The following is a 13,249-nucleotide window of genomic DNA, read 5'->3' on the forward strand; positions in this document are numbered from 1 at the left end:
TTTAAGTTTTAAGAATCTACCTTTTGCAGCATCGAATTATCTTTTTCAAGAATCTCTTGAGGCAGCATTGCTTCTTTTTCCTGCCCAACCTTTCTTCTTTACGTTTGGCTTCCAACTCCTCTGCCGCTTTTTCTACCCGCGCAATGCGTTCATCAACTTTCACATCTTGCTCTTCTTGCGCAATGCGTTCGTCAATCATCTTCACTACTTGTTCGTATGGAAGCAATGGTTTCTTTTTCTTCTCTTCGTTCATACTATGAATAATGATTGGGTGTAACATCGTTTTCGTTGAGGGCAAAATTAGTATTCTACCCTATCGGGCATTTACACTATGTGCGCATCTATTGGTAAATTTCGCGCATTTTCAAAGAGAAAGATTTGACTTATATGCGCATGAAAATAAGTTAAATGCTTGCTGTTCAGTGCTTAAAGAAGTACAATTTTGGTGAACCCGGATGGGGAGGCTTTGATATGTTTATTTGGTATTTTATGGGTATTTCATCCCGTCCGGCTGGGTGAAAATACATCCGTTGCTACGAATTGCGACTAAAAATCATATAGCTAAATTATCAAGTAGTGGTGAGGTTACGGATATGTATCAGTGTGAAACTCGTCTACACTGGTACGCCACTCGTACTAAGTCTTATACGGCACCCGTACCAAGTAGTATACGGCACCCGTATTAAGTAAGGTACGACACCCGTACTAGGTAAGGTACGGCAGTCGTATAAATGCCGTTTCGTCAAATAACACATCAAATTCATTCCCATCTAAAAATATCTTGAATAAATAATGAATTAAAAGTTGCCGCTCCGGATTATTGTATTACCTTTGCCACAGTTTGAGTTACGAATCGTTATCGTACAGTTCTTCTTTTTATCCTTTTATTAAGCAGACCTTTCTTTAATTATCCCCTCACTCTTCATTAGTATTTATTTAATTAAAATTTCAAATGAACATTTACATTTCAGGTTTGAGTTTTGGCGTAAATGATGCCGACTTGAACGAATTATTCTCAGCGTATGGAGAAACATCTTCAGCTAAAGTTATCATGGACAGAGAATCTGGTAGATCCAGAGGATTCGGTTTTGTAGAAATGAACAGCGATGCAGAAGGACAAAAAGCGATTGACGAACTTAACGGAGCAGAATACGACCGTAAAACGATTGCAGTAAGCATAGCACGCCCTCGCGAAGAAAGACCCCGTAATAACGGATATAATTCTAGACGCTATTAATGTCTATCCAAAAGTAAGAACAGGAGATTTAATCTTCTGTTCTTACTTTTTTTTTTAAACAGCGAAAATTACTAAACGAATAGAATATCGGGAGCATGTTCATCCGTTTGAAGGTTTGTTACAGTATTAGTTTTATGAAACCATTTTTTATTGGGAATATAGAGATAAAAACACCTATTTCACAAAGCCCGCCAAAAGACGAAAGGAATCATCGGAGTTGACAAAATACGCAGCGTTTAAGAGGTGATTTAAAAAACAATTCGATATGATGAAAAAGAGTATTATCCGACCGGAGACAGGGTCTTCCAATCAATCAACAGAAAATGCTATCAAAGAGCATAAGAAAAAAGTTGGAGAAGTAATTCTTGTAGCTATTACTGCACGAACCACGATTGAGCTTCCGGCCCATCTGTCTAAAGTTGAAATAGCCGAACGTGTAGAACTGTATAAGAAACTGCACAGTTCTAAAATATAGTCTCAGTTTGTTTTCATCAATAGACAATAACTAATTACTTCCCAACGTTTATTTCTGATGGCTCTTCCGATACTGCGAGGGTGTCATTTGGAAGGTCTGCTTGAAGATGCGTGAGAAATAGGACATCTCCGGGAAGCCACATTTGGTGGCAATATCTCCCACCGGGATTTCCGTAGAAGCCAGCATCCGCTTTGCTTTATCCAGACGCATTTGCAGGATATATCCCGAACTGCTGAAACCGGTAATGGCCTTTACTTTGCGGTTCAGCTGGGAAAGGCTCATACACATCTTGTCCGCCACCATGTCCGAACTCAGGTTGCTGTTTCCCATCATTCCATAAACCACATCGTTCAGGCGGGTCAGGAAACTCTTGTCGGCAATACTTAATTCTACGGATTGCTCCGTACCTTCGTGCATGGCACGCGAATATTTCTCGCGCAGCAAGCGGCGTTGTTCCAGCAGGCGGATGATGCGGATATGCAGTTCGTCGGCATTGAACGGCTTGTGCAGATAGGCGTCCGCGCCGGCATCCAGCAATTGCACCCGGGATTCTTCGCTGCATTTGGCGGTAATGACAATGATGGGAATATGATTCAGAATGTCCGACCGGCGCACTTCACGGCACAGTTCGTAACCATCCTTCTCGGGCATCATCAGGTCAGTGATAATCAAGTCTGGAATGTATTCTTTGGCCTTTTCAATTCCCTCTTCACCATCGCGGGCATAGAGTAGACGATATTCTCCTTTCAGTAATCCGCCGATGTAGTAAGAGACGTCTACATTATCTTCAATAATCAAGATGGTGGGTTGCGTTGTATCATCTGATACCGGAATCATTTTCGTTTGCGGCTCCTTGTCTTCTATTCGGATCAGGCACTCCATTTCATCCTCCATCTGTTTCTCGGGACTCCACCTCTCCCAAGCCTTGTTCCCGTGTTTCAGCGGCAGGATAACGGTGAATGTCGCTCCTTTGCCCGGTGTGCTTTCTACGGATATCTGTCCGTCCATACCCTCTACCATTTGACGTACCAATGCCAGCCCGATACCCGTTCCGAGGTCTGTGTCACTGTTCTCCCCTTGGTAAAAGGTTTCAAATATATGGGGTCGGTCATCTTCGCTGATTCCTATGCCCGAATCGACTATACGCAGCACCAGACTTTCTGCTTTCCTCTCTAGGGTAAGCACAATTTTCCCGCCTTTGGGAGTGAACTTGAAAGCATTGGAAAGCAGGTTTCTTGCTATCTTGCAGAAATATCCGGGAACAAAATCCATCATAATCACCGTAGCGGAAGGAATGAAACGCAAGTCGATCTGCTTTTGCCGGGCGTATGCACGATAAATCTCCATAATCATGCGTATATATGCCACAGCATCCCCATGACGCCATTCGGGTTCGCCTATTTCAGACTTTACTTTGGCGACTTCCAGCAGTTGGTTTACCAGTCCCAGCAGGCTTTTGCCTTGGCGGGTAATGGTGATCAGACCGTTTTTCTGCTCCTCCGTATCCATGCCCTCGTTCTGTAGCTGTTCCGAGAGTCCCAGTATGACCGTGAGCGGAGTACGGAACTCATGGGTCACGTTCGTAAAGAAGTTGTTGCGCACCTTCTCCATCCGACGCATCATCCGTTGGTTGCGCGACTTCATACGCAAGGCATACCAGAGAAATCCTAATGCAATCACCATAATGGATACAATAAAAAGACCGCTTATCAAGAAAATATTCTTGTTACGCTGTTCCATCCGGTAATTCTCCCTTATCAGCGACAATTCCCGGCTGCTTCTCTCCTTCTCGTAATTGACGCGGAGGTTTTGTACATGGTTCTGGTTCTCAGCGTTTCTTACACTGTCGGCAAAGGCACGGCTCAGGATAAAGCTGTCGAGTGCACGACGGCAGTCACCTTGTTTTTCGTAGCAGAGATAATCCAGCCGGTAGACTTCGGATAGATGTTCCAGCGAATGAGCTTCTTTGGCTGTTTCTTCCGCACGTCCCAGATACTTCCTTGCCGTATGAATATCTCCTTTTGACAGATTGACGCGTGCCAATGCCAGGCAGGCCTCCAGCCAGTGCCAGCGGTCACTGCTCCCTTCCATCAGGTCGTAGGCGCTGCGATATTCCCGCAAGGCATTGTCCCATTGCCCTTTCTGTTCGGAAAGGCGTCCGAAATGAGTGTGGCAAAGTGAGATGCCGAGCGTTGATTTGGCGGCCCGGTTGTATTTCATGGAATATTGGTAATAGACCAGTGCAGAGTCCGTCATGCCGCGTGCTTCGAAGATGGCTCCCAGATTGGCGTAATTGATGGCTTGTCCCAGGTCGCTGCCCAGTTCATGTTCGCCTGCCAGGGCGACACGAAATATACTGTCGGCGGCTTCCCGATTGTCCAGTGTCAGATGTATGTTGCCGATGCCGTTCAATGAAACAACGCGGTTCTTCTTTGCGGTGAAACTGCTTTTGTCACTATACTGCTCACATAGCAGCAGTGCCCTGTAATGAAAGGTGGATGCTTCGTTGAGGGTACCCATCCGGCGAAAGTTGGTACCTATATTGTTCAGAGCTTGTATGGCTTCAAGCGTATCTTTTATCTCCATGGCAAGTTGCAGGCCATTGCGGTGATATCTGATCGCTTCATTGAACCGTGCCATTTCGCGGCTGCGTTTCCCCAGTTCTTTATTGGTAAGCATTGCTCCCAAGCGGTTTTTCTCCGTTTCGTACTGCCTGAGTAAAGAGTCCAAAGAATCGGTGGTACGTGTTGCCTTGAGGATACTGTCTATTGCCTTGCGCTCTTGAGAGGTGTACATACGGGAATCCATACGTTGGCATGACAGTATGGCCATACTCCATAAAAGAAGAATAGCCAAAGTAGAAAAACTACTGTTGAGAATGTGCTTTGTCATAGTCGCTATATTTTAGTATATAATCAAAGAGAGGGGGTCTGTCTTCTTGTGTCTAAAATATGTCTGCTACCTTGCGGCAACTCTGCAAAAGTAACAATTAGATCAGACATTCATAATAGTTGCATTTACAATCAGTATGAATTCATAGTACCCCATAATGAGTCCTGCAAATATATCTTCTTTAGCAATTCATACCAAGTAAAAAGACTATTTTATTGATTACTATCCATAAGACGGAGTATGAGGTAATCTGGAATTTCGCTTAAAACAGAAGTTCCTTGAAATTAAATGTGTACTTTTGCAAACGATTAATGAACTTATAAATCAGAACTTAGTAATGGATATTGAATCAGTCAGGAACTTTGCTTTAAGCCTTAATGAGAATGTAACGGAAGAACTGTTCGCCAAGCAATGGATTGCTTGGCGCATCTGCGGCAAATGGTTTTTACTGATGCAGTTAGATGCTCCTGAACCTCGTATTGCTGTGAAGTTGCCGCCTGACGTAGCAACAAGTCTTCGAGATCAATACAGTGGTGTACGTCCTGCCTATCACATGAATAAAACGCATTGGAGCGACCTCTATCTGAATGAATTGGATGATAAATTCGTGAAGATGCAGATAACCGTATCCTATCAGTTAGTGTTGAGTAAGTTACCTTAAAGCTACGCTAAATTGATTAAACTTATGAATGCCAATCTGGAGTAACCTCTCAAATCAAGAGCGGTATTATTTGCTGTATTTTTGTTGCCATCTTCGAGTTAATTACGAATTTGAGGGGAATTCTGTACAAAAATACTATTTGCAATCCTAATCGCCAAACAAAACAAGAAAAGTTCTATCTATTTTGCTTGTATTTTCTCTTCATTTTCGCAGTTTTGGTGAATTTGGGGCTGTTTTAACAACATGTAATAGACCAAGTTGATTTGATTATCATAAAGTTAGTATTTTCTTTTTTTTTAATGAGCAGTCCCGCCACGGAAATTTTTCTCTCCCGGCGGGGGCTGCTTCCTTTTGCTGATTATTGATTCAAGTAAAGGTCTCTAAATTCAGAGACACTTTGAATGCCATTTAAAGCTTCTTCAAATGCATACGTTCAGGCTTACACCAATACCTTTTTGAAGCGTTCGAGGAACAAGGAACTTTCGGGGTTCATTTTTTGTAGGCGTGCAGGAGTTTGGAGGAACGAATTATCGGGCGCTTCAGCCCAGCGTCGGTATATTAATCTCCTGGCTCTCTTCATTCCAACTCTCCACCGTGAAGTTTCCGGAGGATTCTTCGGAAAAGATGTCGCCCATGGATAGCGTGAGCGTCAGTTTGGTATTGGCGACGAGTGGTGCGCTCAACGTCTGCTGGAAGGTCTGGACGGTACCGTTCTTCAGAATGACGCTCAGCTGGAATACGGGGAGCCCTGCCGAAGGGAACAGCATGGCGGTTTCATTGCTCATCTGCATGCCGTCCGCCGAAAGTGTCAGTGGAAAGTACACCGTGCACGCATTGCCTTGCGGCTGCCCGGTGTAGTAGTTCAGCTGGCTGTAGATGTTGGTGATGCGCACGGCAATGCTGTCGATGCCCGGATTGAGGGTGTCGCCGTCCTGGCTCTTGACGATGACTTGCAGGCCTGCCACCACCCGTTGCAGGGAGGCACTCAGCACTTCGGTGCCGATGTCGGCGGGCTGAACGGCGTGCAGCATGTCGTAAGCCGGATAGTAGAGGGTGTCTGCCGGCATCTGCCTGAGTCCGTAGCTTTGCAGGCTCATGTCTCCTCCGATGCTGAAGACGGGCTCTTGGATGGGGTTGCTGTAATAGGCTGAGTCCGTTACTTGGGATGTTCCCCAGTAGATGAGGTTGTAGAGACCTGCCGGCAGCGATAGTTCCGTGGTGTACGGCTGTTCGTCGAAGGTTCCGTTCTGTATGTGATAATAGGCATGGATCGGAGTCCGCATACCGTTGATGTAGTTGCCGTAATAGATGGAACTGCCGGCCTCGCACGGCGCAATGGTCAGTATGCCGGTCAGCAGCGTTTGCCCGCCGCCGTTTTCCACTTCGGTATAGATGGGGGGAGTAATCAGTGCTTCATCGGGCGTTGCCGCAGGGTTGTCATCGGAGCAACTTACCACAATGGCGGCAATCGCTGCAAATGCTATTAGTCTTTTCATCACTCGTTAAGTTTAGGATTATTTTCTTAGAGAACATTTTCTTGTTCAAAAGGTTCTGAGTTTTAACTAACAAACTAACATAACGTGAGTGCGATATCATTCAAAATGATCTTAGCTGTTGCCCGTTCCACGCCGCCCGTACCAATCTGTACAAAAAGGCTTCTTTATCGGGAAAAAGAATTATTTTTGCAGCGTCAAAAAGAATCAGGCATTAATCCCTCATGAAGAACAAGGTGCTTAGTTCCAATGCGAAACGGCTATGAAGTATAAAGAGACCTTCGGAGTGTTCTCCGACAAGACGGCGGAGCAGATTTCGCTGTTGAAATATACCAAGAGTTCCTGTGGTGTGGACTTTCTGCTGAACACGGCGGAGAGTTGGGAAAAGCGCGGATGGTTCGATATGAATAAGCGCTATAAGACCGACTTCTTCGAGTTCTACTTCTTCCGTAAAGCCTCCGGACATTTGCTCCTTGCCGGGAAAAGGATAGAGCTGCACGACGGCATGACACTCATCATATCGCCCTATCAGCAACAGGAATGGCATGTGGACATCGAACGGATGGACTACACCTTTCTCGTCTTTCAAGAGGAGTTCATCAACAATTTTCTTTCGGACAAGTACTTCATGTACCGCTTGCTGTATTGCTATCAGAGTGATTATCCCACCTTCTTCTGCATGGACGATGAAGACCGGCAGCCGCTGCTCCTGCTGCTGCGCTCCATGAAGACGGAGTTGCGCACGCCAGTTGCCGACAGCTATCACATGATTGTGGCATATCTGTATCAGTTTCTGCTACAGCTCAACCGCTTCTATGCCCGTCTGTTCCACCTGCCCTTCTCCCCGCCCCAAAATAATTACGCCTATCAGTACAAGCAGCTTCTGGAAAAGAACATCTGCTCTAAGACGCGTGTAAACGACTATGCCGCCATGATGGGCATTAGCCGCGTGTCGCTCAACAAAGCCGTAGACAGCGAATTCGGCGTATCTGCCATGCATCTGCTGAAGCAAAGGCTGTTGCAGGAAGTGAAGAACGACCTGCTGTTCACCGACCTTTCCATCAAGGAAATAGCCTTCCGGCTGAATTTCTCGGAACCGAACCACCTGATGCGTTTCTTCAAGCAGCAGACGGGACAGACCATCAGCGAGTTTCTCGCTTCCGTGCAGGCGGAAAGATAATCGGGTAGTTAGTTATTGCCTTAAAGTGTTAAAAAAAGCAATAAATATTGGATTTGTGTAGATACTGATATATCAAAAACCTTGGATATGTGTATATTTGCGCGTATAGAATTTATTGGATATGTGTAACTCACTTAACTTGGTTTAATATGGAAATGAAACGTAAAATATATGACAGGCTTTTAAAATGGAAAAATGAAGCATGTGGCGACTCGGCTCTTTTGATTGAAGGCGCTCGTCGTATTGGCAAAAGTTATATCGTTGAAGCATTTGCAAAGAATGAATATGACAGTTACATCATAATAGACTTCAATAATACCACTCAACAGATAAAAGATCTATTTGCTGATTACCTCTATGATTTAGACACTTTTTTTATGTATCTGAGTCTGTATATGGGCGTTTCTTTAAAAGAACGGCATTCGTTGATTGTATTTGACGAAGTACAGCTTTATCCGAAAGCAAGAGCTGCAATAAAATATCTTGTAAAAGACGCAAGATATGATTATATTGAAACCGGTTCTTTGGTAAGCATACGGAAGAATGTAAAAGGAATAACCATTCCGTCGGAGGAGGAGTCTATACAAATGAATCCTATGGATTTTGAAGAATTCCTTTGGGCTATGGGTGAGGACACGTTGATGAATTTAATCAAGATGCAGTATGACAAAAGCCGTCCGATGGGCAACGATATGCACCGGAAGGCAATGACTTGGTTCCGTCAATATCTGATTGTCGGAGGCATGCCGCAAGCCGTTCTGAAATATGCCGAAACGAAAGACTTTGAACAAGTGGACAGACAGAAGCGAATCATATTGAATCTCTACAGAAACGACATACATCATTATGCGGACGGTTTGGAAACGAAAGTGGGAAATATCTTTGACGAGATACCTGCCCAGCTTCAACGTCATGAGAAAAAGTTCCGTATAGGTGACTTGCAAAAAGAAGCACGTTATCGTGATTATGATTCAGCTTTCCTTTGGCTGGCTGACGCAAGAGTCGTAAATGTCTGTTTCAGTAGTACCGAGCCCAATATAGGATACAAGTTGACGCGTGACGGAAATACTCTGAAATGCTATATGGCTGATACGGGATTGCTTATTAGCCATTCTTTTGATGAAAATGGGATAACGAGTTCTGAAATATACAAGAAACTGATGTTTGACAAATTGGAATTCAATGAGGGGATGCTTGTCGAAAACATCGTTTCTCAGATGCTTGTTGCTGCCGGGCATAAATTATATTTCTTTTCATCGTACTCTAAAGAGGATGCCGAGATGAGGATGGAAATAGATTTTCTGGTCTCCAAAGCTATTGCTACAAGCTGGCATAATGTTACTGCTATCGAAGTGAAATCCGGCAAGAAATATACTTTGAACTCATTGGAAAAGATAAAGAGGAAATACGGAAATATGATTCATAAACGGATTGTATTACACGCTTTAGATGTAAAAATGGAGAATGACATACTTTATCTGCCGCTGTATATGACGCCTTTATTATGATGTGACTTCATCTTTTTGCAAGACTTGTTTATCAAAATGGTAGTGATGCGCGCAAGATTGGTAGTTGCATCCCTACCGGAAGCCGCTACCTTTGCATCTCCGAAACAAAAAGATAGAACAGAAACGTATGATTGCAAAAGAAACGATTGACTTACTGAAGAAAAAGATAGACGAGGCGGAAGCCATCGTAGTGGGAGGTGCTTCGGGAATGTCTGCCGCGGCAGGCTTCAAGTTCTACTACCAACGGGATGACGTGTTCCGCATGATAGCCGGCAGTCTGGAAGACAAATACGGTTTCCACAGCCACTTCGATGCCTTCTACTGCCGGAAGACCACGCGCGGAGAGCATTGGGCGATGATACTGCGCAGCACTCGCTACCAGTATGAATGTTATACCGGCGAACCGTATCAGGACTTGGCGGAATTGCTTGCCGGAAAGAACTACTATATCGCCACCACCAATCAGGATGCCCAGTTCTTCCGTACCTTTCCCGACGAGAAGATAACCCGTATTCAGGGCGATTCGCGCTACTTCCAGTGCGGCGTGCCCTGCCACGACGCCATCTATTACAATAAGGAGCAAGTCTTTGAACTGTGCCGGCACATCGAGAACGATGCCCTGCCCGACGAGCTGATTCCCCGCTGTCCCCGTTGCGGCAGCGAGATGGAGCCGTGGGTGCGTGGCTACACCTTCCTCGAAGGGGCGTATTATCAGAAGGAGATGAAGCGATACCGCGACTTCCTGCAAACGTGCGTACACAAGAACACCCTGTTTCTGGAGTTGGGCGTGGGCATGATGACGCCGATGTTCATCAAGGAACCGTTCATGAACATGGTCTATCAGTGGCCACGTGCCACGTACGTCACCATCAATCCCCAGCACGCCATTGTTCCGCAGGAGATAGCAAAGAAGAGCATCGCCATTCAGGACGACATTGCCGTCACCCTGAAGCAACTGCTTGGCAAGCCGACGGACGGAGTGGCGAGCCTGAATGCAACGGAAGTGTTTAACCCATCAAGAGTTTATTAACAATCAGGATATGATAAAAGAATACATTACCACCCCGACGGCGTTTCCGCTTGCGAAAGATAGACCGTGGGACACCATCGCCCGCCTCGGAGGCATCCTCGATGCTGTAATCAAGACATTGGGCGACGGGTACGAAATCCATGACGGCGTTGCCATTCACAAGACTGCGGTCATCGGACACAACGTGACCATCAAGGCGCCTGCCGTCATTTCCGCCGGTTGTTTCGTGGGGGCGAATTCTTACCTGCGCAATGGCGTTTTCCTTGCACCGGGAGCGAAAGTCGGCATCAGTTGCGAAATCAAGACCACAGTCATGCTGGAAGACAGTGCCATGGCGCATTTTAACTTCGTGGGCGACAGCATCATCGGGCATGACGTGAACATTGAGGCAGGAGCCATCCTTGCCAATCACTTCAACGAGCGCACGGAGAAGACCGTCTTTGTATACCACGAGGGGCAACCTATTTCAACCGGCCTGCAGAAGTTCGGCTCGCTGGTGGGCGACGGCTGCCGCATCGGGGCAAATGCCGTGCTCTCTCCGGGAACATTATTGAAACCGCAGACCATCGTCCGTCGGCTCGAACTCGTAGAACAAGATTCCTATCAACCATGAAACTGAACAAGATACATCACATAGCAATTATCTGCTCCGACTATCGGCGCAGCCTCCACTTCTATACGCAGGTGCTCGGGCTCCGTATGCTGAGCGAGCATTACCGTGCCGAACGACAATCCTACAAGGCGGACTTGGCCTTGGGCGATGAGTATGTCATAGAGTTGTTTTCTTTCCCCACCCCGCCGCCCCGACCGACGCGCCCCGAAGCCGCAGGGTTGCGCCACCTTGCCTTTGAGGTGGATAATCTCGACAAGGAGGTAGCCGACCTCGACCGCCTGCAGGTGGCTCACGAAGCGATTCGCACGGACGAATATACCGGCAAGCGTTTCGTCTTTTTCCGTGATCCGGACGACTTGCCGATAGAATTGTATGAGAAATAAGCGAAAGAATAGATGGATAAAATAGATAAAAACCCTGATACCCTGCAGAAAGCTGCCCAAGCGATAGCCGATGCAGACGCCCTGCTGATAGGAGCCAGCAACGGGCTTTCGATAGCCGAGGGTTATCATGTCTTTGCCGACAACGAGATGTTCCGCAGCCGGTTCGATGATTTCCGGCAACGATACGGGATAAGGAACGTCATCGAAGGATGCTTCTTTCCCTATCCCGATGCGGAGAGCCGGAAGGAGTTCTGCCGCCGCCTTGTGCAACAGTGGGTAGAGGAATATCGCCCTTCCGAAGTGATGAAGGACTTGCTTGCCCTCGTGGGCGGCAAGGACTACTTTGTGCTGACGACGAACGGCGACACGCATCTTGAACTGGCAGGCTTCGACTCCGCCAAAGTCTTTGAACTGGAGGGCACCTTCCTGCAGATGCTTCACGATGCGCCCATAGAGGATAAGAGCGGAGAGTTGCAACAATTCTTGGCGCATTATCACGGCAAGCGGCTCGTCATCCTCGAACTGGGCATCGGCAGCCGGGACCGCCTGATAAAGCTGCCGCTCATGCAACTGACGGCAAGGGAGCCTTATGCCACTTACATCACCCTGAACCTTGCCCAAGAGCTGTATATACCGGATGAAATCTCCCGGCAATCCATCGGACTGCCGGGAGACATTGCCGCTACGCTCCACGAGCTGAATCAATTGGTACCTATCGAAAGGACCTCTCCGGAGATGTAGCATTCCGGTCGTTCATCCCTACACAGCTTTTATTTTATGTATCATAGAACAATAATTATTGTATGAAGAAAATTTTATTCTTGTTTTTCGTTTGCCTGACCGCCGGAACGATGGTCAAGGCGCAAACAACCGAAAGAGGAAGTTCCATCTGGCTAATCCGGAATGCGACGCTGAAAGTCAGCTATGCCGATAAGCTCATCCTCGTAGATCCAATGCTGAGTGAAAAGGGAAGTTCCATATCGGCACTGGGAGTAAATCTGAATCCGAGAGTACACCTCACCATGCCTGTAAAAGAGGTGTTGGAGGGTGTGGATTTCGTCCTCTTGACGCATTCCCATATCGACCATTACGATGATGCGGCGAAGAAAGCCATTCCCAAAGCGATGCCTTGGTATGTGCAGCCCGCTGATTATGACACGGTGGCGGTGAAAGAACGTTTTGTCCGTACCACGATTGTTCCCGACAGCCTGACGGTCGATGGAATTACATTGGTGCGGATTGCCGGAAGCCATGGCAGAGGCAAACTGGCGGAAATGATGGGAACCTCCTCTGGATATGTCCTGAAAGCTAAAGGGCAGCCCACGGTTTACATCATGGGCGACTGCGTATGGGATGAAATGACGAAAAAGGCGGTAGCCATACATCGTCCGGACTATATCGTCGTGAATAGCGGTGGCGCAATACTTCCCCCATTCTCGAAAGAGTGCGGCCCGATTATCCCCAATGAACACGAAACAATGCAGATAATGGACGAGTGCCCTGCCAATATCCGCTTTATCGCCGTCCACATGGATGCCATCGACCATTGCCAGACTACCCGTACCATACTCCGCAACGAAGCCCGGCATCATGGAGCAGATATGGAACGCCTTATCATCCCAGAGGACGGGGAAACCGTTGTACTGTGAGCCTGCATATCATCGTTGATGTTATCCCCTTTTATTTAAAGCCGGCAATATTTCGGGAATCTCTCTTTCCCGTCGCTAAATTGAAGATTTTTACGTCCTTGCCCGTAAAAGATGTTCCGCTTGTGCGG

General features: G+C 46.7%; 13 protein-coding genes. 10 read left to right on the forward strand and 3 right to left on the reverse strand.

Annotated elements, in window-relative coordinates:
* Positions 1-16: 16 nt before the first annotated feature.
* Positions 17-253, reverse strand: coding sequence for a hypothetical protein (locus tag QZ135_RS18445; RefSeq protein WP_294612669.1), 237 nt, complete (start codon positions 251-253; stop codon positions 17-19).
* 699 nt (positions 254-952) lie between these two features.
* Here QZ135_RS18445 and QZ135_RS18450 point away from each other — a divergent pair.
* Positions 953-1,237 carry an RNA-binding protein gene (locus QZ135_RS18450; RefSeq protein ID WP_044266529.1) on the forward strand — a complete coding sequence of 95 codons (285 nt, stop codon included), beginning with the start codon at positions 953-955 and terminating at the stop codon, positions 1,235-1,237.
* Positions 1,238-1,502: 265 nt separating this feature from the next.
* Complete coding sequence (locus QZ135_RS18455; protein ID WP_044266531.1) at positions 1,503-1,712, forward strand: hypothetical protein; 210 nt, start codon at positions 1,503-1,505, stop codon at positions 1,710-1,712.
* Positions 1,713-1,760: 48 nt separating this feature from the next.
* Here QZ135_RS18455 and QZ135_RS18460 read toward each other — a convergent pair whose 3' ends face one another.
* Positions 1,761-4,604, reverse strand: a complete 2,844-nt coding sequence (locus tag QZ135_RS18460; protein WP_294612675.1) for an ATP-binding protein — start codon at positions 4,602-4,604, stop codon at positions 1,761-1,763.
* A gap of 337 nt (positions 4,605-4,941) precedes the next feature.
* On the opposite strand from QZ135_RS18460, the gene QZ135_RS18465 reads away from it, so the two are divergent.
* Positions 4,942-5,265, forward strand: coding sequence for an MmcQ/YjbR family DNA-binding protein (locus QZ135_RS18465; protein WP_294612678.1), 324 nt, complete (start codon positions 4,942-4,944; stop codon positions 5,263-5,265).
* Between the two features lie 539 nt (positions 5,266-5,804).
* Here the strand turns inward: QZ135_RS18465 and QZ135_RS18470 are convergent.
* Positions 5,805-6,761 (reverse strand): FimB/Mfa2 family fimbrial subunit, encoded by a 957-nt coding sequence (locus QZ135_RS18470; protein WP_294612681.1) that lies wholly within the window; start codon positions 6,759-6,761, stop codon positions 5,805-5,807.
* A gap of 259 nt (positions 6,762-7,020) precedes the next feature.
* Here QZ135_RS18470 and QZ135_RS18475 point away from each other — a divergent pair, with 259 nt between their 5' ends.
* The 7 genes from QZ135_RS18475 (at position 7,021) to QZ135_RS18505 (ending at position 13,121) form a co-directional block, all read left to right on the forward strand.
* On the forward strand, positions 7,021-7,938 hold the full coding sequence (locus QZ135_RS18475) for an AraC family transcriptional regulator (RefSeq protein WP_294612684.1): 918 nt from the start codon (positions 7,021-7,023) through the stop codon (positions 7,936-7,938).
* A 155-nt stretch (positions 7,939-8,093) separates the two neighbouring features.
* On the forward strand, positions 8,094-9,446 hold the full coding sequence (locus QZ135_RS18480; protein WP_294612687.1) for an AAA family ATPase: 1,353 nt from the start codon (positions 8,094-8,096) through the stop codon (positions 9,444-9,446).
* A gap of 127 nt (positions 9,447-9,573) precedes the next feature.
* Complete coding sequence (locus QZ135_RS18485) at positions 9,574-10,476, forward strand: NAD-dependent protein deacetylase (RefSeq protein WP_294612690.1); 903 nt, start codon at positions 9,574-9,576, stop codon at positions 10,474-10,476.
* Between the two features lie 10 nt (positions 10,477-10,486).
* Entirely contained in the window at positions 10,487-11,089 is a 603-nt protein-coding gene (locus QZ135_RS18490; protein ID WP_294612693.1) for a hypothetical protein, read from the forward strand.
* Positions 11,086-11,472 (forward strand): VOC family protein, encoded by a 387-nt coding sequence (locus QZ135_RS18495; protein ID WP_044266568.1) that lies wholly within the window; start codon positions 11,086-11,088, stop codon positions 11,470-11,472. Before QZ135_RS18490 ends, QZ135_RS18495 begins: the two co-directional genes overlap by 4 nt.
* Positions 11,473-11,484: 12 nt before the next feature.
* Entirely contained in the window at positions 11,485-12,213 is a 729-nt protein-coding gene (locus QZ135_RS18500) for a hypothetical protein (RefSeq protein ID WP_294612698.1), read from the forward strand.
* A 110-nt stretch (positions 12,214-12,323) separates the two neighbouring features.
* A complete protein-coding gene (locus QZ135_RS18505; RefSeq protein ID WP_294612700.1) occupies positions 12,324-13,121 on the forward strand; it encodes an MBL fold metallo-hydrolase in 798 nt (265 codons plus the stop codon).
* The last annotated feature ends 128 nt before the right edge of the window (positions 13,122-13,249 follow it).

Source organism: uncultured Bacteroides sp. (assembly GCF_905207245.1).
GTDB lineage: Bacteria > Bacteroidota > Bacteroidia > Bacteroidales > Bacteroidaceae > Bacteroides.